Annotated in this window: 23 protein-coding genes; 17 read left to right on the top strand and 6 right to left on the bottom strand. The window is 51.0% G+C overall.

All coding sequences use genetic code 11. The features are described from left to right. Positions 1-5: 5 nt before the first annotated feature. The 3 genes from ACP3PW_RS08720 to ACP3PW_RS08710 form a co-directional block, all read right to left on the bottom strand. Positions 6-614, bottom strand: a complete 609-nt coding sequence (locus ACP3PW_RS08720; RefSeq protein ID WP_426416308.1) for a YigZ family protein — start codon at positions 612-614, stop codon at positions 6-8. Positions 615-621: 7 nt separating this feature from the next. Then, on the bottom strand, positions 622-993 hold the full coding sequence (locus ACP3PW_RS08715) for a hypothetical protein (RefSeq protein WP_426416307.1): 372 nt from the start codon (positions 991-993) through the stop codon (positions 622-624). Between the two features lie 104 nt (positions 994-1,097). Further along, a complete protein-coding gene (locus tag ACP3PW_RS08710; protein ID WP_426416306.1) occupies positions 1,098-1,487 on the bottom strand; it encodes a tetratricopeptide repeat protein in 390 nt (129 codons plus the stop codon). Between the two features lie 98 nt (positions 1,488-1,585). On the opposite strand from ACP3PW_RS08710, the gene ACP3PW_RS08705 reads away from it, so the two are divergent. Then, a complete protein-coding gene (locus tag ACP3PW_RS08705; protein ID WP_426416305.1) occupies positions 1,586-2,515 on the top strand; it encodes a universal stress protein in 930 nt (309 codons plus the stop codon). A 20-nt stretch (positions 2,516-2,535) separates the two neighbouring features. Here ACP3PW_RS08705 and ACP3PW_RS08700 read toward each other — a convergent pair whose 3' ends face one another. Beyond that, positions 2,536-3,399, bottom strand: coding sequence for an FHA domain-containing protein (locus tag ACP3PW_RS08700; protein WP_426416304.1), 864 nt, complete (start codon positions 3,397-3,399; stop codon positions 2,536-2,538). A 302-nt stretch (positions 3,400-3,701) separates the two neighbouring features. Between ACP3PW_RS08700 and ACP3PW_RS08695 the strand changes: the two genes are divergently transcribed. The 4 genes from ACP3PW_RS08695 (at position 3,702) to ACP3PW_RS08680 (ending at position 7,941) form a co-directional block, all read left to right on the top strand. Next, a complete protein-coding gene (locus tag ACP3PW_RS08695; RefSeq protein ID WP_426416303.1) occupies positions 3,702-4,532 on the top strand; it encodes a Stp1/IreP family PP2C-type Ser/Thr phosphatase in 831 nt (276 codons plus the stop codon). A 2-nt stretch (positions 4,533-4,534) separates the two neighbouring features. Beyond that, a complete protein-coding gene (locus ACP3PW_RS08690) occupies positions 4,535-6,940 on the top strand; it encodes an SUMF1/EgtB/PvdO family nonheme iron enzyme (protein ID WP_426416302.1) in 2,406 nt (801 codons plus the stop codon). Between the two features lie 62 nt (positions 6,941-7,002). Beyond that, positions 7,003-7,230: a hypothetical protein gene (locus tag ACP3PW_RS08685; protein ID WP_426416301.1), complete on the top strand. Its 228-nt coding sequence runs from the start codon at positions 7,003-7,005 to the stop codon at positions 7,228-7,230. Positions 7,231-7,710: 480 nt separating this feature from the next. After that, the gene (locus ACP3PW_RS08680) at positions 7,711-7,941 is read left to right on the top strand and encodes a Lar family restriction alleviation protein (RefSeq protein ID WP_426416300.1); all 231 of its coding nucleotides are present in this window, start codon (positions 7,711-7,713) and stop codon (positions 7,939-7,941) included. Positions 7,942-7,944: 3 nt separating this feature from the next. Here the strand turns inward: ACP3PW_RS08680 and ACP3PW_RS08675 are convergent, their stop codons facing one another. Then, a complete protein-coding gene (locus ACP3PW_RS08675) occupies positions 7,945-8,766 on the bottom strand; it encodes a hypothetical protein (protein WP_426416299.1) in 822 nt (273 codons plus the stop codon). 327 nt (positions 8,767-9,093) lie between these two features. On the opposite strand from ACP3PW_RS08675, the gene ACP3PW_RS08670 reads away from it, so the two are divergent. The 12 genes from ACP3PW_RS08670 (at position 9,094) to ACP3PW_RS08615 (ending at position 23,774) form a co-directional block, all read left to right on the top strand. Then, positions 9,094-10,188 carry a saccharopine dehydrogenase family protein gene (locus ACP3PW_RS08670; protein ID WP_426416298.1) on the top strand — a complete coding sequence of 365 codons (1,095 nt, stop codon included), beginning with the start codon at positions 9,094-9,096 and terminating at the stop codon, positions 10,186-10,188. 200 nt (positions 10,189-10,388) lie between these two features. Beyond that, positions 10,389-10,967, top strand: coding sequence for a superoxide dismutase (locus ACP3PW_RS08665; RefSeq protein ID WP_426416297.1), 579 nt, complete (start codon positions 10,389-10,391; stop codon positions 10,965-10,967). Positions 10,968-11,427: 460 nt separating this feature from the next. Then, positions 11,428-13,386: an acyltransferase family protein gene (locus tag ACP3PW_RS08660; protein ID WP_426416296.1), complete on the top strand. Its 1,959-nt coding sequence runs from the start codon at positions 11,428-11,430 to the stop codon at positions 13,384-13,386. A 111-nt stretch (positions 13,387-13,497) separates the two neighbouring features. Then, on the top strand, positions 13,498-14,511 hold the full coding sequence (galE, locus tag ACP3PW_RS08655; protein WP_426416295.1) for a UDP-glucose 4-epimerase GalE: 1,014 nt from the start codon (positions 13,498-13,500) through the stop codon (positions 14,509-14,511). Between the two features lie 206 nt (positions 14,512-14,717). Then, positions 14,718-16,358 carry a cytidylyltransferase domain-containing protein gene (locus tag ACP3PW_RS08650; protein ID WP_426416294.1) on the top strand — a complete coding sequence of 547 codons (1,641 nt, stop codon included), beginning with the start codon at positions 14,718-14,720 and terminating at the stop codon, positions 16,356-16,358. Between the two features lie 101 nt (positions 16,359-16,459). After that, positions 16,460-17,446 (top strand): N-acetylneuraminate synthase family protein, encoded by a 987-nt coding sequence (locus tag ACP3PW_RS08645; protein ID WP_426416293.1) that lies wholly within the window; start codon positions 16,460-16,462, stop codon positions 17,444-17,446. Positions 17,447-17,480: 34 nt separating this feature from the next. Next, entirely contained in the window at positions 17,481-18,617 is a 1,137-nt protein-coding gene (locus ACP3PW_RS08640; RefSeq protein ID WP_426416292.1) for a polysaccharide pyruvyl transferase family protein, read from the top strand. Beyond that, on the top strand, positions 18,614-19,864 hold the full coding sequence (locus ACP3PW_RS08635; protein WP_426416291.1) for an oligosaccharide flippase family protein: 1,251 nt from the start codon (positions 18,614-18,616) through the stop codon (positions 19,862-19,864). Before ACP3PW_RS08640 ends, ACP3PW_RS08635 begins: the two co-directional genes overlap by 4 nt. Beyond that, the gene (locus ACP3PW_RS08630; RefSeq protein ID WP_426416290.1) at positions 19,861-20,391 is read left to right on the top strand and encodes an acyltransferase; all 531 of its coding nucleotides are present in this window, start codon (positions 19,861-19,863) and stop codon (positions 20,389-20,391) included. Before ACP3PW_RS08635 ends, ACP3PW_RS08630 begins: the two co-directional genes overlap by 4 nt. Before the next feature lie 209 nt (positions 20,392-20,600). Then, positions 20,601-21,962, top strand: coding sequence for a hypothetical protein (locus ACP3PW_RS08625; protein ID WP_426416289.1), 1,362 nt, complete (start codon positions 20,601-20,603; stop codon positions 21,960-21,962). Further along, the gene (locus tag ACP3PW_RS08620; protein ID WP_426416288.1) at positions 21,959-22,852 is read left to right on the top strand and encodes a glycosyltransferase; all 894 of its coding nucleotides are present in this window, start codon (positions 21,959-21,961) and stop codon (positions 22,850-22,852) included. The genes ACP3PW_RS08625 and ACP3PW_RS08620 overlap by 4 nt, the downstream gene beginning before the upstream one ends. Positions 22,853-22,856: 4 nt before the next feature. Further along, complete coding sequence (locus tag ACP3PW_RS08615; protein ID WP_426416287.1) at positions 22,857-23,774, top strand: glycosyltransferase family 2 protein; 918 nt, start codon at positions 22,857-22,859, stop codon at positions 23,772-23,774. Between the two features lie 47 nt (positions 23,775-23,821). Here the strand turns inward: ACP3PW_RS08615 and ACP3PW_RS08610 are convergent, their stop codons facing one another. After that, a complete protein-coding gene (locus ACP3PW_RS08610) occupies positions 23,822-24,586 on the bottom strand; it encodes a class I SAM-dependent methyltransferase (protein ID WP_426416286.1) in 765 nt (254 codons plus the stop codon). Positions 24,587-24,623 lie beyond the last annotated feature (37 nt).

The raw sequence follows: 24,623 nt of genomic DNA, 5'->3' as shown, positions 1-24,623 counted from the left end.
CTCCTTCAGAATTGAAACTCTACCTGGCCGCGACAGATATCCTGCGATACCCGTTTGAATCGTTCCAGTGAACTCTGGGGTATTGAGACCCGTAGTTCAACCTCCGCACTATAGACTGTATCGAGCCACTCTCCATCCTCTTTCTCGATGGCATGGCGCAGCGCGGCCTCATACTCATAGCCGCAACGCAGGCGGCAGCAAACCATCTCCTGCCGGGGCCGCAATACCGTTTTAGCGACGGTCGCCTGCACGGCGTCGGTATAGGCCCTTATCAACCCGCCAGCACCCAACTTGATGCCACCGAAATAGCGCACCACCACGACCATAACATCGCTGATGGACTGGTGCTGTAATACATTAAGCATAGGCCTGCCAGCAGTGCCCTGGGGCTCCCCATCATCGGAGCACGCTTCGGCGGAAGGGGATCGGGGGGAGCCAACGCGATAGGCCCAGCAATGGTGACGCGCATCGGGGTATTGCTGCCGCAGGCGGGTTAACAACTCCAACGCCTGTTCGCGACTGGAGACAGGCTCGATGAAACCGATAAAACGGCTGCGCTTTATCTCGAGTTCATTACTGGCAGAGGCATCGGGAACAAGGTAGAGGTTTGGCACCAGCGTATCAGGACTCCGGCGACCTGAAGGTGAAATACTCTTTGAGGGTTGCCGTCAGGTCATGGATTCCCTCGTGGGACCATTCAATGCAAAACCCGCTATCGAAGTAGGCCGGATCTACGTCCTGCCGGCACCACTGGCTACAGGCATCAAAATCGAGATCAAAATGCTCCTCATCACCAACCGGCAGCTTGATGCGCATATTGAAAAGCTCTCCCACCATGACGGGCAAGCGGGTAATCAGCATCAACCCTCGTGCTGAAATATTACCAATAGCCCCGATCTCGCGTCCGGTATTACGGTTGTAGACGGTCAGGTAGTTGGTCAGGTGGTGGCGCGTCAAATCGCGCCGCTCCTGCATTGGCTGCTCGCTTTTCACAGGCAGAGCCTCGAATAAAATGGGTCAGGTGTGGCTTCAGTATAACCGCTTTACCCGAGTCTGGCAGCTACGCCGGCACAGCGCCTTATAATCCGCCCCAACGATCAGGATGTGGGCTTGACCGAGAGGACCTTCAGGCGCGCCTTGGCTCGATAAGCATACTCGGACTGGGGAAAGGTGTTGAGGATATAATTATAGGTTTCCATGGCATCCATGAAATACCCTTGACGCTCCAAACAGAGACCGCGCAGCAGTGAGACTTCAGGCTGGAGAAAGCGGTAAGAGCTCAACATTCGCTCCACTTTACTCAGTGTTTGCATGGTAGAAACGCAATCACCATCCGCATACTGCTTATAGGCCAGGTCCAGACCTTCGCTGACGCCGCTACTAACCCGGTAACTGCCACAGCCGGTCAGCACTGCCACTACCCCTACTCCCAAAAGCACTCGATGAAGGGCACGAAAACCTTGTCTATTGGCGCTGGTGGGGTTCATTGGATCCTTTCCTCTCTTTGTAATGCGTTATCGACACCCTTTATGGAATCTTTAAATCAAAATGCTATGGTGAAGGTCAGATGTCCTGCGGTGATCCTATGAAGATAGACAATATTCGCCACATCTATGTCGTGCTGCGCCCGGATGGTAACAACCAACCCGCGCTGGAACGCGCCATACTCGCCGCCAGCCTCCCGCAAACGCGGGTCAGCCTGCTGTGCCCTGTTTATAACAGCGCTCTGGAACACAACCTGCTTTTGAATGAGGCGCAACGACGCGACGGCCGTACCCAATGGATCAACGGACACGAGCAATGGCTACACAGGGAGCTGGAAACCTTCCGCAAACAGCACCCGAAAAGCGATGCCCGGCTACTCTACGGCGCAGACACCACGACTGAATTACTGGCGGAGCTGCCCCCCGATGGGGAGACCCTGCTGATAAGATCCCCCGACAAACGCCACCTCGTACGCGACCTCCTACTCCCCCAAAAAGACTGGGAGCTGATTCGGCGCTGCCCTCTGCCACTTTGGCTACCACGCCAGAGCATCCCCTTAACGCGGGTCATCGCGTGTGTGGACCCGCTCCATAGCGCCGATCCCTCTCACGCTCGCGACCTGAAGATCATCGAGACAGCCCAAAGCCTCGCACAACTCACCCAGACACCCATGGCAGTGCTTCACTGCTACTCTCCACTTTCTCACCAAATGCTGTTCGATGCCGATTTTGTAAACGCCGAAGCGACACAAACCAACGCCTTACGTCAACGCCATCGGGCGGCCCTGCCCCCCCTGTTGGAGAGCGCAGGAATAAGCGAGCAACAGCTAATAATGGTGGAAGGGCAAGCCGAACAGGTACTAAAAAAAGAAAGTATGGAGGTGCCTGGAACACTTGTGGTCATAGGCGCTACGGCACGAGGAGCGCTCGATAGCGCGGTAATTGGAAACACCGCCGAACGGGTACTGCAACACGGAGACTGCGAACTGCTGATCTGCCCTGCCGCAACGGTGCTACGACAGGATCACTAGCCCCCGGGCCCGGAAAGGTTTCAGAGCACCATAAACAAGCCGACAGCTGCCAACGCCAACACCAGGCCGATCGCAATCAGCATACCCATACCAGCACCGCTTGAGGTGGCCGCCTGGGAAGAGTCCGCTACGGTTTCACCGGATTCGGTTCTCTCCTGCGTATCGTTAGCGGGTGCGGCAGGCGCTCCCCCGGAACCCTTGTCTGCAGACGACGTCTCCTGAGCCGGCGCGGACTCGGCCAGGGTCCTTACCATGGTTTTGTCGAGTTCGTCAGGAGGGCCCAGCACAGTAAAGACCAGCTTATCAAACCCAAGCAGGTCACCCCGCTTGAGGAACGTTTCTGTTATTCGCCTGCCGTTAACATAGGTGCCATTGGAGGACCCCATATCCTTTACCAGCAAGCGGCCATCCACCTCCGACAGCTCAGCGTGTCGGCGAGACAGGTGCGAAGAGGAGATACTGATCTGGCAATCGCTTGAACGGCCGATCACCATAACATTGCTGATAGCGAAGGTTTTATCCGGCAATGAGGCATCCATCGCCTTGATTGACCACTGGGCACCCGGCTCTTTGGGTTTAACCTTGGGAACAAACCCATCTTTAGGATCCACCAGCTCGAGTTCAAGGGTACCGATGCAGATCAGGTCACCCGCCTTGATCAATACCGCTTTTTTAACATCTCGTCCGTTAACGGACAGTATCGCCTGCGGGGTCACCCGCACCAAGGCAACCTCTTCACCTTTAACCCGCAGCTCGGCGTGAGTATCGGCAACGGACTCATCGACGAGCACGAAATCATTTTCTTGCGCCGAACCGATCCGCATCTTTTCGTCCACCAACCAGCGGGCAATCCCCTGATTGTTCTTCCGCACCAGTTTTAACATGCCATACTCCTGAGACTACACCGAGGGCATCGGTCGGTATTCGGCGCCTTTCTTTTCACGGACAGATGATCGCCCGAAAAAAAACACCTCACAGCCCTATTCATTCTGATTAAAACCAGAGAGCGCCGAGCGAAAAAGGCACGCCCGACAGTTGTCTTCTAAAAATAATCGAGTGAGTCTAAGTTATACGGCGATCAGTTCACAGATTTAAAAAGTTTTTTACGCCATTCTCGATGCATATCATCGGCGCGAAATTTTGCCTGAAAAAAGTCGCCGATCCCCGCATCATGCACAGGATAACTATGGCCACTATCAGTTTTGCGGCAAGGACCGATCCCGGCAAACAGCGCAGCAATAACGAGGACTGCTACCTCTGCAAGGACGACCTTGGTTTGTGGCTGGTCGCCGACGGTATGGGGGGGCATAACTGTGGCGAAGTCGCCAGCCGCATCGCTGTTGACACCATAGCCCAAGCGATCGCTGATAGCACCCCGCTAGCCGATTCGATCCACCAGGCCCACGAGGCCATCCGCAAGCAAAGCCAGCTCAATAGCCAACAGGAAGGTATGGGCACCACGCTGGTGGCGTTACAGGACAAGGGATCGGAATACAGTATCGGCTGGGTAGGTGACAGCCGCATTTATCGTTGGAACCCGGTGCGGGTGCCCTCGATGCAACAACTCAGCCGCGATCACTCCTATGTGCAGGAGCTGCTTGAAAACGGCTCCATCAGCCAGCAGGAAGCGGAGAATCACCCCCAGCGAAATATTATCACCCAATCTTTGGGGTGCCCGCTGGATGTGCTGCGCGTCGACTCCGATAGCCTGGAATGGCTAGCGGGAGATACCCTGTTGTTGTGCAGTGACGGCCTTAACGACGAACTCAGCGATGAAGAGATCCAATCCCTGCTGGAGCAACCCATCCCTCCCCAACGCCTCGCCGACGATCTGGTAGAAGCGGCGCTGGCAAGAGGCGGGCGAGACAATATTACTGTGGTCATCATTCGCGCCGACGCCGAAAAGAAAAAAGCAAACAGCCCCCTGTTTAACCAATACAAACGACACGCTCCGCAACTTATTGCCACGCTAGCGGTATTGATCACGCTGCTCTATCTAGGCTTGGGGGGCGAATAACCATGGACGCAATTTTCGGCGGTGAAAAGGATCTGCGCATTCCCGGTTTTCGTATCCTGCGGGAGATCAATCGCGGCGGCATGTCAACGGTGTACCTGGCGATTCAGGAAAGCTTCGGCCGTGAGGTGGCACTCAAGATAATGAGTCCTGCGCTCGCTACCGACCCTACGTTTGGCGAGCGCTTCCTACGAGAAGCCAACATCGTCGGCCGCCTCTCCCATCCCCATATCATCGCTGTCTATGATGTCGGCGTGTATGACCAGCTGTACTACATCGCCATGGACTACTGTCCGGGCCAAAGCCTGCAACAGCTGATCCATACGGGTCTGACCCAGGAGCGCGCGCTGGAGATTCTGCGTCAGATCGCCCATGCGCTGGATTTCGCTCAGGAGAAGGGGTTTGTACACCGGGATGTAAAATCTGAAAACATTCTTTTTCGCCAGGATGGCTCTGCCGTGCTTACCGATTTCGGTATCGCTAAAGCCCTTGACGCCCCCGTCGACGTCACCTCGGCCGGCTCCATAGTGGGAACCCCCCATTACATGAGCCCCGAGCAAGCCAAAGGCCAAAACATCGACGGTCGAGCAGATATCTACAGCCTGGGTATTGTGTTCTACGAAATGCTAATGGGAAAAGTGCCGTACTCTGGCGACTCCGCAGTAGCCATCGGTATCAAGCACGTATCCCAACCGGTACCGGTATTAGCTCCTCGATATCAACAATTCCAACCTATTTTGCGTCGCATGCTGGCAAAAAATGTCGGCGAACGTTACCAGCGCGGAGCGGAAATCGTCAACGACATCGCTGCGCTGGAAGGCTCCACCCCACCCTACGAATTGCCACATCGCAACAGCCGCATCAGTGGTTTTTTTGATCAACTGACTGGCAAACGAAAAGTTGTCGCCAATCAGGAATCCTTTGGCTACGAAATAGAAACCAGCACTACGACCCGCATGCCCAAACTGGACGAGACCGAGGAGACCGCCACCGATATTCGCCCTGGCAGCAATACCCTGATTCGGGCCGCAGCGCCCCAGCGACGGCGACGCTGGTTACTGCTAATAGCGATACTCGCGATCCCCCTGCTCTACTGGGCTTTACCCTGGGCAAGCTGGCATCAACAAGCGCTGATCGCGATGAACATCACGACCCCGGAACCGGAACCCGTGGCTATTGAGCCACCCCCGGCGCCAGTCGCTGCAGAGCCCACGACATTAGCCCCGATTACCATTAGCGAAGCCGCTCCTCCACCGCCCCGCTATTCGCTCAAGGTTCACACCGAGCCCGAGGACGCGCTAGTCGTACTGCTCGGCCACCCCGATCCGTACCAGCCCGGTATGCTTCTGCCGGAAGGCGAGTACCAGATACAGGTTGCCCGTCCCGGGTACGTTACCGCCCTCGACACCCTGCACGTGGATAGTCGTAACCAGGAACTCAGCGTTCGCCTGCAAGCGATCACCTATCGCCTCAGCATTACTCCCTCCCCGGCAGACAGCCGCATTCGTATACTCAACATTAAACCCCGCTACCGGGAAAATATGGCATTGGAACCCGGCCGCTACCTGGTTGAGGTATCCAAAGAGGGGTTTCAACCCTTCAAGGACTGGGTCGTACTGGAAAACCGCGACAGGGCGATCGACATCAAGTTACGTCCTGTTCCCAAAGCGGGGTACGTGTTCAGCAACCATCTCAGCGATGGCAGCTCCGGCCCCTCCATGGTCATTATTCCTGCTGGCAGTTTTCTCATGGGTAGCGGCGCTAACGAAGATGAGCAGCCCCGCCACCGGGTCAACATTGCAAAGGCGTTTGCCATTAGCCGGCATGAGATTACATTCGCCCAATACGACAAGTTCACCCGGGCTACGGGGCGCAAGCTTGCATCAGACAATCGTTGGGGGCGCGACACACGGCCCGCCATTAATGTTAGCTGGGAGGACGCAAAGGCCTATATCAACTGGCTCAGCAAGGTGACAGGGAAACAATACCGACTACCGACAGAGGCCGAGTGGGAGTATTCCGCTCGTGCCGGCAGTACCAAAGCCTACTGGTGGGGCGACACCATGGGCGAAAAACAGGCCAACTGTGGCGACGGTTGCGACAACCTGCTCAACTCCCTGTTTAGCCGCAAGCGCAGCCAACCGGCCGGCGAGTACAAAGCCAATGGATTCGGACTCTATGACACCCAGGGCAATGTCGCCGAATGGGTAGAAGATTGCTACGCCAACGACTACAGCCGCGCGGCTACCGACGGCAGTGCACTGGAGTTCAATTTCTGCAACCGCCGCGTTGCCAGAGGCGGCGGCTTTGACAGCAAGGCCAGCCGGGTCACGGTTTCTGCGCGAGACGCTTTCAAAGCAGAACACCGCTCTAATGAGATCGGTTTTCGCGTAGTCGTGGAACTGGATTGACAACACAACAAATACAAACGATAATCATTCTCATTAAAGACCTACTTGAGAATGAGATAACCATGAGCTTAACGATTAACGCCTGGATGGAGGCAGACCAGCAACTCTGCTTGAACATAAGCAATCTGGACACCGGCAACACCGAGCTCCAGTGGAGCTTTAATCCGCAGCAACCCGATCAGGAACTCTCCAGTAAGGCGCTCAAACAGTTATTTAAAAAACTGCTGTTGCTGAGCTGTAAGTCTCGCATTGGGGGGCTGGATCCTGCGTCCAGCCCAGCTTCCCCCTAACACTCGATGCCGCTCTGATTAAGGCCACCGGCAGAAGATGAGTTGTTATCTTTAAATGCAGCGTCCGGCCTTATTCTCGGTTAGCGGGATAAGAGCGGTTCACCTATAGAGAAATACCATAATAAAGCCCTTGCTATCGCTCCCCGTCCCCCTACACTGGGACTATCATAGTTAGCGTGCGGAAACCCTGTGATACCCAAACCTAGGAGTACCTACCGGCATGAAGCTCGGTAGAGTGCGTGTAAGCCCAAACTCTTACTCCAGTCTGAAAACAGACCGCACCCCCTACCCCCTTCCAAAAAGTCCCACCGATATCTCCAGAGCGTTGATTCACTCACTCTGCGGAACCAAACCTATCCCTCCTCCACCGATCTCACCGCCTCCGATGAGGTCAAGAATCTATGATAATTGCCCGCCATCAAAACGCCCCAGAGCGTGACGCCGGGCATAGAGCAAGACCATTAAGAGTGAGGGGATAGAATGAAACAGTTACTGGAAGATTGCCCGTTTTGCGCGAGCCAACAACTACAAATCGTGCAAGGGCTATTGTCACAACGCGTTGTTTGCACGATCTGTAGCGCTCAGGGGAGCCGCCAACGGGATGCATTGCAAGCGGTTAACGCCTGGAACCGGATCAGTCACGAACTGCAACTGACCCGTCGTATCGAAACACGAAAAATGGTGCGCGAACTAGGAGGACTTAGAAACTGAGCCTCAGCCGGCGCTTGGCGAGGAGGGCAGTGACGCGTTTCCTCCCTGCAGCCGGTTGATACTTTCTCGCAACTCCAGCAGCTGGCCATTAACCTGGCGACGAAACGCGTCAATGGAACGCACCGCATCCGCATTGCCCTTAGCGCGGGCATTGACGGAGTCAATATCGGCGCTTAACTGTTTTTGCAGCAGGTCGATACGAGCCTCAAGGGTGCCCACAGTATCCAGACGCTCCTGTAGCGACTCTAACCGCGCGGCTTGCTCAGTAGCGGACAGCTGTATTTGCGATGCCAACTCATTGGTCCGCTGGCGCTCAACATCCATCGCCTCCCGCTGTGCGGCCAGACTCTTTTCCAGGGCCTGTTCGCTTTTCCCAACCCGGGCGACACTCTTCGACAAATTCTCTAGCTGCGCGGCGTTGTTTTCAATATTGCGTTTGTTGCGCTTATTGGAAACATCCCACAACTTTCTAACCTCGGAGTTCAGCACTTTCAGCTCTGCCTGCACCTTGGTGTCGGACAGATCCATGGACTCACCGGTAGCGGTCACTTTGCCGGTTACATCCTGCAGCCGCTGCAGGGTCAGCTCAAATGCCTGCTGATTACTGGCTAGCTCCGCCCGCAGGGCCTGGGTTTGCTGGTACCCGAAAAAGGAGATGGCCCCGATCGCCAAGACTAACAAAACCACCACGACCATCAATAGCGGGGACGCCTTCGCAGGCTTTGCGGCACCCTGCACTGACGAGCGCTGTTGCACACGAATATCGTCACGGGAAACTGCCAGGCTTGGAATATCCTGCAGATCGTCGGTGTTATCGGCTCTCATGGAACGTTATCTTCCCTTTGCTATCGATTATGGCGATACGGGCACACTCAGGGGGTCTACCTTAAAAAGCCCCTTACGACGCCCTAAACGCGCCATTGTAGAGGAAAAGTCCCTTATACAGCCACTACCGCCGAGGTAAGATTGTCACCTCCTTGCGCCTGTTCACAACTCAGACTCCGCTACAACCCGAGGCGACTCTCTACCGCGCCTCATTTCTACAGGCACTCAAACTCTACCGCTTGTGCGGCGCAGGATTCACTCTATTATTAGTGCAACCTCAACCCCGACGATCGGGCATCCCTTGTTATTCGGCTTCAGGAATATTGCATGAACGCTAAACGCGAAACCAAATGGATGATCTACGGCGCCAACGGGTTTACCGGCAGCATGATCGCGCGCAAAGCACATATGCAGGGAATGACCCCTATTCTGGCGGGACGCCGTGAAGAGCTGATCGTGCCACTGGCAACCGAACTAGGTGTTTCCTACCGGATATTTTCCCTTGATGACAAGAAGCGTATCGCCGAAAACCTGGCGGACGTCGACCTACTCCTCAATTGCGCCGGCCCCTTTATCGAAACCGCTCCGGCATTGATCGATAGTTGCATGGATAATGACCTGCACTATCTCGACGTTACCGGGGAGATCGATATTTTCGAATACGCTCATGCCCGCCACGATCGTGCCCGACAGTGCCGAAAGGTGATCTGCCCTGGTACCGGCTTCGATGTCATTCCTACCGATTGCATCGCTGCCACCCTGAAAAACGCCCTTCCAGAAGCCCAGCGACTCACTCTTGGCTTTGATTCGACAGGTGGCCTCAGCGTGGGCACCACCAAGACCAGCCTTATAGGTGCCAGTCAGGGAGGCATGGTACGGGTGGAGGGCAAACTCTGTAGCGAGCCTCTGGGGGCTCGCGAACGAGACATCGATTTTGGCACCGGCATCAAACATGCTGTTGCTATTCCCTGGGGAGACCTGGCTACCGCCTGGTTTTCCACCGGTATAGGCAATATTGAAGTCTATATGGCGGCATCCCCTGGCCGGGTGCGGGAGCTTAAGCGACTCAATTGGCTACGCCCCCTGTTACGCACCCCATGGATACAGCGTTTTTTGATAGGCCGCATCGAGCACAACGTGGAGAACCCCACCCTGGAGGAGCGACAGCAATCCCCAAGCTATGTGTGGGGCGAAGTAAAAAACAACAAAGGCAGCAGCAAACAGGCGTTCCTCTCCACCCCGAACGGCTATGACCTCACGGTAAGCGGTGCGCTGGCTATTACCAGCTACTTGCTCGATTACGAAGGTGGTGGGGGCTATTTTACCCCCTCCCGACTCATGGGAGCCTCTTTCGTCGAGAGTCTTCCCGGGTGCTCTGCAATAACCGTTATCAGTTATCAACAGGGAGTACTGGACAGCTGACCGGGCCCCATGGATAATACCCGACTTAATTACTGCGTTATTTTGTTATGGGCAGTACGCACCGAGGTGCTACAATCGATAACACCTTGATTTACGCGCCAAACGACCGTCGAGTCGTCACGCTTTATAGTGCAGCTGTCTCCGTTACCGGCGATACTGCGTTTACCGAGAAACCAACCTGATCTGGAGGATACCTCACCATGGCAATCGAACTTCCCGCGCTACCCTACGAGAAAAATGCACTGGAACCCCATATTTCCCAGGAAACCCTGGAGTTTCACTACGGCAAGCACCACAACACTTACGTGGTTAAACTCAACGGTTTGATCGAAGGCACTGACTTCGCAAACAAAGACCTCGAAACCATCGTCAAGAGTTCCGAAGGTGGCGTATTCAATAACGCAGCCCAGATCTGGAACCATACGTTTTACTGGAACGGTCTCAGCCCCAACGGTGGAGGCGCACCTACTGGCGCACTGGCCGACGCTATTAACGCTGCCTTCGGTTCCTTCGAAGCCTTTCAGGAGAAATTTACCGAGTCTGCAGTCAACAACTTTGGTTCCTCCTGGACCTGGCTGGTAAAGAACCCCGACGGCACCGTCGCGATCGTCAACACCAGCAACGCAGCGACCCCGTTGACAGGTGACCAGAAGCCCCTACTGACCTGCGATCTGTGGGAGCACGCCTACTACATCGACTACCGCAACGTACGCCCGGACTACCTGAAAGCGTTCTGGCAGTTGGCTAACTGGGAGTTCGCGCAAAATAACTTTGCCTAACCCCTGAGTGCTGTAAAAAAGGTCGATGAAGCCATTCATCGGCCTTTTTTACATTTGTAGCCGAGCCGATAGCTGTGCTCCTGCACGACCGGCATTTCGCACACCCCGGCTGCCCGTATAGCGCAGGGCTACATCGATTGGAGCTCTTAGCGCCCTTTCTAAAGGAGAGAGCAGCCCTTATATGCCGACCAAACCCCACTTAAGTTCTGCCCAGAGAGTATTTCTGACAACGGTCACTCCTGGATAAACGTATCCGTCCGATGGGATGCAGCCATCAAAAATCATAGGCAGCAGGCTTGGAAGACGAGTGCGGAGGCTTACTCGCCCCGCTTAATTGTGCACATTCTGCGTCCCCTATCCGGCAATTACGATATATTGCCCACAGCGATAGATAACCCCCCTGATCTCCTGCGGGTTCTCATGCTATTGTTTTCTTCCATTTTGAGACCTTCCGAGCGCCATGATTCGAAACGACCACCTGCCTTTTCAAGCCGATATCCAGGGCCTACGCGCTATTTCGATCGTGCTGGTGGTGCTGAGCCACGCAGGGGTTTCGTTTGTTGAGGGGGGGTTCATCGGGGTAGACCTGTTTTTCGTCATTTCTGGGTACCTGATAACGGGCCTGTTGCTCCGAGAGCAGGCCACCCAGGGTCGCATTGCCTACGGCCGTTTTATCGGCAGGCGCCTGAAACGACTACTCCCCAGCCTGATCGCCATGATCGTCGTAACGACCGCCGCCGCATCATTTCTGTTGTCCGGCTACGAGGCACGACAACAGATGGGTTCGCTGATCTATGCCACAACCTGGACCAGCAACCTGTTCTTCGCATTTTCCAATGCCGACTATTTCGCCGAACTGGCGAACAAAGATCTTTTTTTGCATACCTGGTCACTAGGGGTCGAAGAGCAGTTCTACCTGGTTTGGCCATTACTTTTGAGCTTGATGGGCCTGTGGGGTATTACCACCCGTAAAAATTCCCTACTGGCGTTTCTGGGGCTGCTGTTTGCCGTCAGCCTTGCCGCTTGCTGGTATGGGTCCATCCAAAACACCCAGTACGCGTTCTACCTGATGCCAATGCGCATCTGGCAGTTTTCACTGGGAGCTATTGTTTATGTGCTCTTTTCTAGTAGAGAAAGCGTCGCTCATTGCGCACTGATTCGGGCGACTGGGCTACTACTGATCGCTGCCAGCGCAATCTTTTTTACCCCTGAACTCGGATACCCCGGCCTTTGGGCCCTAGTCCCCTCCACGGGCGCAGCCTTACTGCTAGCAACGGCGCAATCTGCAAACTCCAGCCCGATACTGTCTCACCCGGTCATGCAATGGATAGGCGATCGCTCCTACGCGTGGTACCTGTGGCATTGGCCGTTCCTGATTCTCGGTCTGACTGTGTTTGGGGCTGGAAACGACGGACTACTGGCAACGCTATTGGTTGCCCTATCGCTGGCTACCAGCGCACTGTCCTACCGCTGGGTGGAACTCCCCTTCTGGCGCGGCGCCCTCAGCCATGGGCAGCCCAGGCGTACAATCCTGGTATCACTGCTCGCGATGCTGATTGTTGTCAGCGGGGGCTTATTGCAAATCAACTCCCGCACCGCTCCCGCCACAGACCAAGTGCAACAAGCTATTGCCAGGGCCCGCGCAGACGTTCCCGAAATTTACTCTGCGGGCTGTGATACCTGGTACTACAGCGCCGAAGTCAGTGCCTGCATTGGCGGCAACCCCAACGCAGAGAAAACGATGGTCTTTATTGGCGACAGTATTGGGGCCCAATGGTACTCCGCCTTTGCGAACATTTTTGGAGGCGGCCAATGGCGCATCGAGGTCTATACAAAATCCGCCTGCCCCATGGTGGACGAAGACTACTTTTACCCCCGTATCGGGACGGTTTACGCTGTGTGCGAAGAGTGGCGTAACAGTCTGCTGGAAAAATTATCCACCAGAAAAATAGACACCATCATTATCGGCAGCTCTGAAACCTACGATTTTTCCGAGAGCCAGTGGATTAACGGCAGCGCTCGGATACTGCAGCAACTGAGCCCTGTCGGTGATCGTGTCCTGATAATCCCCGGCGCCCCGGGTTTGTCTCGCAACGGCCCCGGCTGCATAGAGCGCCTGTATCAATCGGATCCAGAAAAACTGCTTACTGCTGCATCTATTTGCTCAAAGCCTGTCGGGAAGGATGCACTGGCCACCAAAGTCTCAAGCTACCTTACCGCCGCCGCGACCCCATTCGCTAACAGCTTTGTGCTGAATCTCAATGATCTGGTATGCCCCAAGGGTATCTGCTCTGCGCTCTCCAGCGACGGCATCATTGTCTACCGGGACAGCCACCATTTGACCAATAGCTTTGTTCTGTCGCAAGCGGATGCAATTAAGTCCCGCATAGATCGCCTCCCTGCTATCGAGCCACCTTAGCCCCTAACCCCTTAAGAGGCGCAGGCGTGCGACAACGCATGGTTATTGCCCCTCAACTGCATTATTCTTTGCGTATCCAACGGTTGTTTAAAAAGGATAGCAAAGAGGGCTATGAGCAAAATTCTGGTTACCGGCGGCGCCGGCTATATTGGCAGTCACACCTGCGTCGAACTGATTGATGCCGGCCACGAGCTGCTGGTGATCGACAACCTGAGCAATAGCAGCATCGAGTCCCTGAGCCGCGTAGAGCAAATAACCGGCAAACCGGTCACCTTTGAGCAGATCGACATTCGCGATGCCAGGGCACTGAATCAACTCTTTGATAGCCATACTTTTGATGCGGTAATTCATTTCGCCGGCCTCAAAGCGGTGGGCGAATCCTGCGAACTGCCACTGGAGTACTATCACAACAATGTCAGCGGTACTCTCAACCTCTGCCTGACCATGAAAGCCCACAACTGTCGCAACCTGGTATTCAGCTCGTCTGCGACGGTTTATGGTGACCCAGCCTCCCTCCCCATCGCCGAAAATTTTCCACTATCGGCCACCAACCCCTACGGGCGCTCCAAGCTGATCATCGAGGAGATGCTGGGTGACCTCCATCGGGCAGATAGCGCCTGGAACATTCTACTTCTGCGCTACTTCAACCCGGCCGGCGCGCACCCCAGCGGACTGATTGGCGAAGACCCCAATGGAGTTCCCAACAACTTGCTCCCCTACATTAGCCAGGTGGCGATCGGTAAACTCGAACAGCTACGGGTGTTTGGTGGCGACTACGATACCCTCGACGGCACCGGAGTGCGTGATTACATCCATGTGGTGGATCTGGCCAAAGGCCACCTTAAAGCACTGCAAAAACTGCAACAGCAACCCGGCTGCAAGGCCTACAACCTGGGCGTTGGAAACGGTTACAGCGTACTGCAAATGGTGCAGGCCTACGCCAACGCCTCCGGCAAAAAGATTCCCTACCAGATTGTCGATCGACGCCCTGGGGACATCGCCAGCTGCTATGCCGACGCCAGCCTCGCAGCGCAGGAACTAGGATGGAGTGCAGAGCTGGGTCTGGATGAGATGGTACGCGACGGCTGGAACTGGCAGCAAAAAAACCCGGATGGATTCGGCTAAAAAATAACTTATAGCCATAGAGAGCATGCTATCTAGTAAAGCTGCCATTAAACGACAAAGTGCTATGAAATTCGGGTGAAAAGCAGCAGACATCAGTAGCTAACCCCTCAGTATCACTAGATAATAATTTCGCTGAAACAAATTTTGAGCGTTCTGACGATGCCCAACAGTCTACCTTCTATCAGATTCAAGATGTGGGGAATATTATGCGCGTACTGATTGTGATCCCTGCCCGAGGGGGATCAAAAGGTATTCCACGTAAAAATTTACGGCCTCTTGCTGGGAAGCCCTTAATACACTATTCCATTCGGACGGCGCTCTCGGTTCAGACTAGCTGTCGGGTTGTGGTCAGTACAGACGATAATGAAATTGCATTATTTGCAGAGCGCTTTGGTGCCGACGTTTTAATCCGACCCAAAGAGTTGGGGGCAGATACCGTCACCCTGGATCCGGTCATCGTATGTGCGACAAAGCAAGCCGAAAAGCGCTGGTCCGAAACGTACGATGCGATAATTACCATCCAACCGACATCACCCTTAATCTGTGCTGAGGAGATTAAAGAAGCGATCAGGATACTTCGGGACGATGTAACCGACACGGTGCTGTCTGTTGTTGATGACCGCCACTTGACCTGGACAATAAGAGACAATCAGGCTTTTCCTTTATATAACACAAGGGTTAACCGTCAGCAGCTTCCGGAAGTTTACAAAGAAACAGGTGCGATCATCGGGTGCACCATTGAGCAGCTACGAAAAGGGACACGCATAGGATCAAATGTTTCTTTGCTGCACATGCCCTACGACAGAAGTGTGGATATAGATAGTTTCTCCGATTTAGCGATATGTGAAAGCCTATTACTCCGAAAGAGAATTGTTTTTACAGTCATAGGATATGACAAAGTTGGTTTAGGGCATGCGTACCGAGCGCTTATGTTAGCGCACGAATTAGTACAGTATGACCTCCACTTTGTATGTGAGGAACGTAGTGATCTTGCTATCAATGAGATTCGAAAGCACAATTATTTAGTTCATGTGTGTGATGCAGGCCAACTAGTATCTACCATTACAAACCTGAGCCCTGAAATGGTGATTAACGATATACTGGATACTGATACCGCCTACATGAGCAACCTTTCCGAGAACGGGATCAAAACGATAAATTTTGAAGATATGGGAAGCGGTGCATCCATAGCTAATTTGGTGATTAATGCCTTATACCCACACCAACCACCTTTAAAAAACATGTTAGCCGGTCCAAAATATTTTGGCCTACGAGATGAGTTTCTTTATTTGCCTGCCCGCAACAGGCAACAGACTGCTAGACGTATCCTACTTACTTTCGGTGGAGTCGATGAGGGTAATTTGACAGCCAGAACGCTATTAATAGCCTCAAAATACACTGAAGAGCTGAATTTCGATATTGATGTCGTTGTTGGGCCTGGGTTCGACCATTACAATCAACTTACTAACCTAGTTACTAGGCTTGGCTACGCACGCATTAAAGTCCACTCTGGCACATCACGCATATCTGATTATATGTGCATTGCCGATATGGCTGTGACATCAGGAGGTAGAACTGTTTTAGAACTCGCCGCCTTGAACGTTCCTACCATTGTTATTTGTCAGAATCGAAGGGAAACAACCCATACCTTCGCGTCCTGTGATAATGGCGTCCTCAATCTCGGCTACCGCGGCGACATTAGTGATAAAAAAATCGAAGATGCTATCCTCAGAGTGCTGTCAGACCCAGAAATTAGAAACCAGATGATCGAGAAATCTTCGAAGCTAGATCTAACTCTGGGAAAGAAGCGGATTATATCAAAAATTATCGACCTCCTAAAAAGCTAGGGTACCGTATGTCATCTTCATTTATGATCGACAAATTTGAGATTGGGAGAAGCTTGAGCCCCTACATCATAGCTGAGATTGGGGTTAACCATGAGGGAAGCATGGATCTCGCTAAGCGTCTCATTGATGAAGCAGCACAAGCTGGGGCGCACGCGGCAAAATTTCAATCCTACAAAGCCGGGAAGATCGCCTCGAGAAATAGCCCGGCGTATTGGGATACAAGCAAAGAACCTACTGAAAGCCAGTACAAACTATTTCAGAAATATGATGGTTTTGGCGAGGCTGAGTATAAGGAACTAGCCAGGCACTGCGATGCGGCGGGGGTTGATTTTCTGTCGACACCATTCGATCTTGATGCCGTAGATTTTCTGGATCCGCTGATGCCGGTATTCAAGATAGCATCCGCAGATATAACCAATGTGCCGCTGATACGTAAATGCGCAGGCACCGGAAAACCTTTGATTATGTCGACAGGTGCTTCTACGTTGCCTGAAATTGAGTTTGCGGTTAAGACGGCTACAGAAGCCGGTGCTGAGTCGATCTCTCTTCTCCACTGTGTACTGAATTACCCCACACCAGTTGAACACTCCCAGCTAGGGATGATTCGGGTTCTTAAAAGAGTGTTTCCAGAATGTGCCATTGGGTATTCCGACCATGTAGTTCCCGACAAAACGATCAGTTCCCTGGAGGCCGCGTTACTGCTTGGGGCCTCTATACTGGAAAAGCATTTTACACATGACAAAACGTTGCCGGGTAACGACCATTATCATGCGATGGATCGTACGGACTTGGTCAACTTTAACGCCAAGGCTTCATTGTACAAACAGATGGTTTCTAAGGAGGGTAAATCGCTTTCCTATGAAGCTGCTGCTCGCTTGCATGCGCGTCGTAGCATCGTGGCGGCGAGAGAGATTACGACTGGTGAGGTGATCACTGAGGATATGCTAATCGCCAAGCGCCCAGCCCATGGCATCAGTCCGGTTTTTTGGGATGATGTAATTGGGCAGAAGGCCACTGTAGATATCGGTGAAGATGATCTGTTGCAGTGGAATATGATATCCCCAACATCAGCAACTGTCCGAAGCTGAGCCATGAATGGGCTCTTTAATGGGAAATTCGTTAATGCCTGATGAACGTTATGTGCTTTTAACCGGAAGCAAGAACAACGCCGGTGATTACCTCATTAAGCATCGGGCGATGGCGTTGCTGCGTGAATATCGAAAAGATCGATCTGTTATTGATTATGATGGTTGGAAGCCTCTGTCCGATGCACAACTTGAGGTAGTGAACTCTTCAAAGGCCCTGGTACTTATGGGGGGGCCGGCGCTTCAGTTTGATATGTATCCTCGAATCTATCCCCTACGGGAGAGCCTGGATGATATTAGGGTGCCTATCATCTGCATGGGTGTCGGGTGGAAGTCCCATAATGGCTCTTGGCAGAATACCCACAGTTATCCTCTGAGTGATAAGACAATTGAACTGCTTTCCCGAGTGGAGGCTTCCGGACACAGCTCAAGTGTGAGGGATTATAGGACACTCAACTCCCTGATGAGTTTGGGATACAAGAATTTTATGATGACGGGATGCCCCGCGCTGTACAGCATAGAGCACCTTAATCGACCCTTTGCTCCACCCAAACAAGTAAAGCAGGTTAGTTTTTCTTTGGGTGTGTCTATGTTTAAGAACAGGGCGATGGATCGTCAGGCAAAGGAACTCATATTTTCGTTGAGGGATCTTTTTTGTGATGCCAATCTGACGGTTGTTTTTCACCATTCGTTGAGTGATGAGTTCCTCAGTGTTCATGCTGCCCAGAGCTCATTTTTAGAATCCAATCGCAAATTTGCTCAATGGCTGGATGCAAACGAAATCTCCTACGTTGATATTTCCGGAAGCGCTGAGAATCTAATAAGTCACTATGCCGAAGCCGATCTGCATATTGGCTATAGAGTACACGCCCATATCTTCATGAACAGCATTTCCAGGCCCTCAGTGCTGATAACAGAAGATGGGCGCGGTAAGTCGCTAAAAGAAGTAATAGGTGGATTGATACTGGATGGATGTAATTATCGAGAAGGTAGCAGGCTAAAAAGGCTGCTTCGTCGGCACCTATCGGGAATAGTGCCTGTACCGGTTGTGAAGGATACGGTTCTAAATCTGGAGTATGAAATGACACATGGCTACCCGCGTTCTGCAGCTAGTCGGGTGGTTATTGACCAAAATGAGCAGCTAATGCTCGGTTTCATCAAACAGTTACCGTGATTAAAGCCGCTTCCATCTACCTCTCTTCGAGCATCATCAGTAAGGCTATACCTTTTCTGATGTTACCGGTTTTGACGCGCTACCTGAGCCCAGAGGAATACGGCCTAATTGCAATTTTTCAGTTGCTGGTCACCTTTACCTCCCCCTTTATTGGGATGTCGCTTAACTCCAATATTACAAGGAAGTTTTATAAGCTTTCGCAGGATGATATAGCGGCTTATATTTATAATATCTACCTGATTCTTTTCCTAAGTTTTTCTATTGTTTCAATCGTTTTTGCCATTGCTTATTCATTGTATGATCAAGTACTGGGTGTTCCAAATAATTGGCTCCTTTCTGTCCCAATACTCTCTCTCATGAATACCATCAATGTTATAAACCTTACAATTCTTCGTAACAGAGAGAAACCTATAGCTTATGGAAGTTTTGAAATTGTTGGTGCAGTCATTAGCGTTGCCGCAACCCTTCTCCTGATCGTTGGCTACAATATGGGGTGGGAAGGACGGTTGTGGGCGCTAGTTGTCACTTCTGGGGTTTTATCAGCTATTGCGTTTTGGGTGACGTACTACACCGGCTATCTTCGCATCGGTTTTTCCGCTACGAGTACTCGTGAAATTCTGTCGATATCAATCCCCCTGATACCTCATATGTTGGGCGGGGCTTTGCTTGCTATTAGTGACCGGTTTTTCCTTGATTTACTTGTTGATAAAACGGCGGTGGGGTTGTACTCGGTTGGGTATATGTTTGGGTCCATTGTAATGGTGTTCTCGGATGCATTTATAAAGGCGTGGTCGCCTTGGTTCTACAAGAAAGTTGTAGATCCAAAAGATGCCGATAAGTTAACTATTGTTAAGTTTTCCTATCTGTATGCGTTAGCTCTAAGTGTAATGGCTATCCTCATATCCCTGCTGTCTTATTACTCCATGGTGCTCATTGTTGGTGAAGACTATATTGGCGCCCGAGATTTTGTTGTGTGGGTGGCTGCGGGTTACCTTTTTCATGGTTTTTATAAGATTGTCCTGCCCTACCAGGTTCATGTTGGGCAGACGAGGTTTATAGCGTTAAGTACAATGATAGCGGCGTCTTTTAATGTTGTAGCGAATTACTTTTTGATTAGCATGAATGGTGCGATAGGGGCTGCTCAGGCAACATTCCTTGCGTATATTGTATGGTTCATTTTTGTTTTCTGGCGCTCTCAGCATCTTTACCCGATGCCCTGGATTGCATTTTTTGGGAGGAGAAGATGATAGGCATTTTTAAATTCTTTGTTCGCTCGATTCTGATGTTAAGAAAGAAACTAACGGCAAAAGTTTATACGAAGCTTATATCGGTTCAATGCAAATCCTATGGTAATAACCTGAAGGTGAATGGCAAGAGTTCGGTTACCAAAACAACTGTTTTAGCCGACAATGTTAATTTTAATGGAATGCAAATCGTAGGCGGCGGAAATGTCACGATCGGGAATAACTTTCACTCGGGGGTTGAGTGCATGATGATCACCCAGGATCATAATTACGATGAAGGTTCCGCAATACCTTATGACAGTACCTATGTTTATAAGGATGTTGTTATAGGCGATAATGTGTGGCTGGGTAATAGGGTTATTATATTAGGTGGTGTCACTATCGGGGAAGGGGCAATTGTTCAAGCGGGCAGTGTCGTAGTGGGTGACGTCGATAGTTACGCGATCGTAGGAGGGCATCCTGCCAAGCAGTTTTCAGCGCGTAATATTGAACATTATGAGCGACTCAAACAAGAAAAGAAGTTTCATTGATAATGATAGCGTCAGGCACCACATGCTGTGGCAAAACGCCAACGGTAAACGCCAACGGTAGTTTTTTCTGGAAAACCGATTGGGGCTGAAAAAATTTATCTCAAGATTAGCATGACAGGAATCCATTAAACGCGGGCAACTGTCAGATCAAAGCTAAGCCACTACACCTTATCAGGGTATTTACACAGACGTATTTTCAAGACCTCACAATGACTCAAACCACAAAGCCATCACTTAAAGATTTTTGCGAACATTTTATTAATGTCGAGCAAAATAATAATCTAATGCAATTCGAGTCCGATGGGGTTTACCTATGGCAAGCCTGCAGAATGGCGATCTATTATAGACTATCCCAATCCTGCGGTGTCTTAGAGCAACCTCACCAAGCTTCGTTAAAGACACCTCCGCTCACCAAAATAATAAAGCTTCTTCGAACGTTGGTGAAAGTAATCAAGCACCGACCATCCTTCCCTGCCAATGCCACCCCATCAACTCTCGTCGTTGAGCACCCTAGAAAAGTATTTTGGAATGGTCGGTTCCAGGATGTATATAGCTTGGAGATTCGTGAACAGTTAAGTGATCTGCCATGCTCCTGGTTTTCGCTTGATCCGGGACTTGAACACCACCCGGAATACCAGAACAATGAGATTAAATTGCCCCCCTATTGGATCCAAACAAAAGCAGACCTATTGGGAAAGCTGCATTTCCGCCTTCCTTCTAATACACGCCTACAACTACAAACCTTGAGTGCTGTAATCAACAAGAATTTCAATACCGACATAATAAGCACTAATTATCTTGAGACCCAGCTACTTAGGTTTAAATCCTTAGAAAATTCGTACTTAAACTTAATGCGACGCCTAAACATCACGACACTCTATCTGACAACATCCTATGATAATGCGGCACTTGTAAGTGCCGGGCGGCGACAGAACTGCAAAATAATTGAGGTCCAACATGGAACGTTTTCACGTTTTCATCTCGGATACAGCTTTCCAGATACAAGCCATGCACCTAAATACCTGCCTGACATATTTCTTTGCTGGTCTTCACAATGGGAAAACCGATTTAGATCCATAAATGTTTTTTGTAATGCACAAGCTCATAGTTTCGGGTATCTTGCCGCACAAATTAATGCTTACAAGGGCACTATTACTTCACCCTTCAAGTTAGTTGTAATATCCCAAGGCGTCGTTGGCGAACGTCTCGCAAACCTCATATTAGAAAATATAGATAAGCTCACAGGTTTAGAGATCAACTACAAACTTCATCCGGGTGAGTATAGCCGGTGGAGGCAATACCCTTCCCTTGTTAAACTTGCCCAACAAAACAGGGTAAAAATCATCGAAAATTGCAATCTCCACGCTTTGCTCGCTTCAGCACAAGTAACTATTGGTGTATTTTCAACAGCTCTTTATGAGGCATTTGAGCTTGGCTCCAAAGTCGTCATTGCCGATCTCCCAGGCCATGAGTATATGGAAGAGATGATTAGCGATGGCCATGCGACGGCATTTTTCGATTGGATTAATTCCCTTCCCTCTTCGAGATCTTCTCAGAGCACCTTACCGTGAACCCATTGGTTTCAGTTTACATCCCTACCCACAATCGCAAGCGGCTGCTGAAACGAGCCATAAGCTCTGTTTTGGAACAATCCTATCCCAATATCGAAATCATTGTCTGTAATGACGGATCCAATGATGGTACTCGTGACTTTCTGAATCAACTAAAAAAACAGCACAGTAACTTAACGGTATTGCATAGCGATAAACCTCAAGGTGCATGCCACGCTCGTAATCTTGCCATTGCAGCAGCTCGGGGTGAATTTATCACCGGCCTCGATGATGATGACCTCTTTACTCCTCATCGTATAGCCGACTTCGTTTCCAACTACGACCCAAAATATGGCTTCCTCTGCACCAGTAACATAATCGACTCCCCATACGGCAAGATCCACACGTTCGGCAAACCCAGTATCATCCAGTTCGAGGATATCAGGCGTAAAAACCATGTAGGAGCCCATTCTTTTATCGAGCGCAAGCGCGTTTACCCAGAAACTCTTTACGACGAATCGTTACCTGCCTGGCAGGATTACGACCTATGGTTCCGTTTAATCACACAATACGGTCCAGCTCTACGCCTGGATAACCACTCCTACATCATCGATCAGCAGAGTGCCAAAATTAGAATTTCAACTTCTTCCAACGCGTATCGAGGCTACCAGGCCTTCATCGCCAAACACAGCGAACTACTATCGGATGATGAGCAGCACATACACCGTATCAACGACCTCTACCATCGCAGGGTAAAACTTGGCTTTATAGAGAGCCTGCGAATAGCTCGGTCAATTTATGACTTGCGCCGACTGGGAGCGTTATATTTGGCTACGCGCTGGCCTCGAGCCTATATGTTGATATCCAAAACAGCTATTTACTTGCATTCGACCAGCAAACGAACCCCCTGACCCCATGCCCACTAATATACAACTGTCGATCGTTATCCCGTGCTACAACTGTCGGGATACAATCAATTCAACGGTACAATTTATACGATCACAAATCCTGGAAACGCACCCGCCTCTGGAGATTATTCTCGTAGATGATGGATCCAGCGATACCACACCACAGATTCTAAAAAAGCTATCGGACCCATATACTCGAGTACTGACCCTTAAGAAGAATCAAGGTCGAAGCAGCGCAATCAACCGAGGGGCCAAATTAGTAACATCTGATGCCATCATGATTATCGATAGCGACTGCTATATGACAAACCCTTACCTTATATCAAAACATCTGAAGGCATTAAGCCAAGGCGCTAGCGTCGTATTCGGCCAAATATTCAACTCAGGAGCTGGGTTTTGGGCGCGTTACCAAAACGAGGTGGCTGCTTCGCGCCTGCGCATAAAAAATATCACTGCTCAGACTACAGCTCATTTTTCTATTCACCGGGAACTGTTTTTTAGCATGGGGGGATTCCCAACATGCTATAGCAGTTATGGATTCGAGGATAAGGATTTCCTCTGCCAAATTTCCAACATAATCAGCTCCGACAAGGTGCAGTTCCTAACCAATTCTGTAGAGCACCGTGACGATCTCTCCCTGTCCGGGTTATGCGGCAAACTGATAATCGCTGCCCAATACTCAGCGCCTCTATTTCACCGGCGACACCCTGATTTTTACGAGGCCACCCCATACGGGAAACTAGACTTGCGCTGCTCGCCCTCCCTACTTTCAAATATTGCTTTCCGTCTAAGCCCAATTCATTCTATGGGCTGCAGGCTTGTGGCTCCTCTACTGGAACAGCAATGGATTCCCTTTGGAGCCAAAAAACTTGTAGTACGACTATTGATGGCCCTGGCTTACGCTTCCGGCTGCGCTGATCGATAGGTAGCAACCTTTAGCACATCATGGATTCAAGTAATAAGCGGCAACTATCATCCGGCCTTATCTACAGGTTTCTCCAAAAGCCATATATACCCAGGTACGAGGAAAATCAAAAACTTTGCTACAAATACCGCCGCCTTCTGTTTTAACGACCCGGGTGGGACCATATAGTGCACATGGTACTTTTCAGGATCCGACAACATTTGTCTGGTGTAATCATGCAATATGAAATCTTTGACTAGAGACTTCAACCCCCAATATGTCAGGTGTTTTTCATAGTAGCGGTCCGCTTTTCCGGCTAAACGGATATAAATATGCGCAAGAGACCTGGGGATTACTGACAACAGCGGCAGATTATAATGTGGCTCGTTGATCATAACCCTGTTGCCGGCCGCAAAATACACTACTCCCCCAGGTTTTAATACTCTCCATATCTCGGCCATTAATTGCTGAGCATCGGGAACATGCTCATACACCTGCGCGCACACGATTACATCAAATGATTCGTCTGCGTAACGCATATTCATTCCATCACCAACCTCAAAAAGAAGCCCTTTCTTACTAAAGTTATTGCCTGCAAAAGATATCGCTTTCTCATCAATATCTATACAGGTGACCGTTTCAAAATATCTAGAGAGGTATTCATCGATAATTCCCGCAGAGGCCCCTACATTGAGAGCATTTTTTGTACCGATTGCATTATCATAAAAGTCCGACAATACACTTATCATCGTTACGGCCTTTCGTTGTCTTGCGGCGATATCAAACATCGCATCGCTTTTATCTGAAAACCCGTATTGATAATCTCTATCCACTCGTTCCACCCGATAAATTTTAGTTAGCCTCATTGAA

The organism is Aestuariirhabdus sp. LZHN29, assembly GCF_049985285.1.
Classification (GTDB): Bacteria; Pseudomonadota; Gammaproteobacteria; order Pseudomonadales; family Aestuariirhabdaceae; genus Aestuariirhabdus.
Note: the sequence above shows the minus strand (reverse complement) of the source record. Positions and strands in the feature narration are given on the sequence as shown.

Bases quoted from the DNA above. Each gene is read 5' to 3' on its own strand.
- ACP3PW_RS08645 (WP_426416293.1), top strand. From the start codon at position 16,460: ATGGATCTCGCTAAGCGTCTCATTGATGAAGCAGCACAAGCTGGGGCG.
- ACP3PW_RS08705 (WP_426416305.1), top strand. From the start codon at position 1,586: ATGAAGATAGACAATATTCGCCACATCTATGTCGTGCTGCGCCCGGAT.
- galE (WP_426416295.1), top strand. From the start codon at position 13,498: ATGAGCAAAATTCTGGTTACCGGCGGCGCCGGCTATATTGGCAGTCAC.
- ACP3PW_RS08660 (WP_426416296.1), top strand. From the start codon at position 11,428: ATGATTCGAAACGACCACCTGCCTTTTCAAGCCGATATCCAGGGCCTA.
- ACP3PW_RS08670 (WP_426416298.1), top strand. From the start codon at position 9,094: ATGAACGCTAAACGCGAAACCAAATGGATGATCTACGGCGCCAACGGG.
- ACP3PW_RS08675 (WP_426416299.1), bottom strand. From the start codon at position 8,766: ATGAGAGCCGATAACACCGACGATCTGCAGGATATTCCAAGCCTGGCA.
- ACP3PW_RS08640 (WP_426416292.1), top strand. From the start codon at position 17,481: ATGCCTGATGAACGTTATGTGCTTTTAACCGGAAGCAAGAACAACGCC.
- ACP3PW_RS08710 (WP_426416306.1), bottom strand. From the start codon at position 1,487: ATGAACCCCACCAGCGCCAATAGACAAGGTTTTCGTGCCCTTCATCGA.
- ACP3PW_RS08690 (WP_426416302.1), top strand. From the start codon at position 4,535: ATGGACGCAATTTTCGGCGGTGAAAAGGATCTGCGCATTCCCGGTTTT.
- ACP3PW_RS08665 (WP_426416297.1), top strand. From the start codon at position 10,389: ATGGCAATCGAACTTCCCGCGCTACCCTACGAGAAAAATGCACTGGAA.
- ACP3PW_RS08695 (WP_426416303.1), top strand. From the start codon at position 3,702: ATGGCCACTATCAGTTTTGCGGCAAGGACCGATCCCGGCAAACAGCGC.
- ACP3PW_RS08700 (WP_426416304.1), bottom strand. From the start codon at position 3,399: ATGTTAAAACTGGTGCGGAAGAACAATCAGGGGATTGCCCGCTGGTTG.
- ACP3PW_RS08650 (WP_426416294.1), top strand. From the start codon at position 14,718: ATGCGCGTACTGATTGTGATCCCTGCCCGAGGGGGATCAAAAGGTATT.
- ACP3PW_RS08685 (WP_426416301.1), top strand. From the start codon at position 7,003: ATGAGCTTAACGATTAACGCCTGGATGGAGGCAGACCAGCAACTCTGC.
- ACP3PW_RS08630 (WP_426416290.1), top strand. From the start codon at position 19,861: ATGATAGGCATTTTTAAATTCTTTGTTCGCTCGATTCTGATGTTAAGA.
- ACP3PW_RS08615 (WP_426416287.1), top strand. From the start codon at position 22,857: ATGCCCACTAATATACAACTGTCGATCGTTATCCCGTGCTACAACTGT.
- ACP3PW_RS08680 (WP_426416300.1), top strand. From the start codon at position 7,711: ATGAAACAGTTACTGGAAGATTGCCCGTTTTGCGCGAGCCAACAACTA.
- ACP3PW_RS08625 (WP_426416289.1), top strand. From the start codon at position 20,601: ATGACTCAAACCACAAAGCCATCACTTAAAGATTTTTGCGAACATTTT.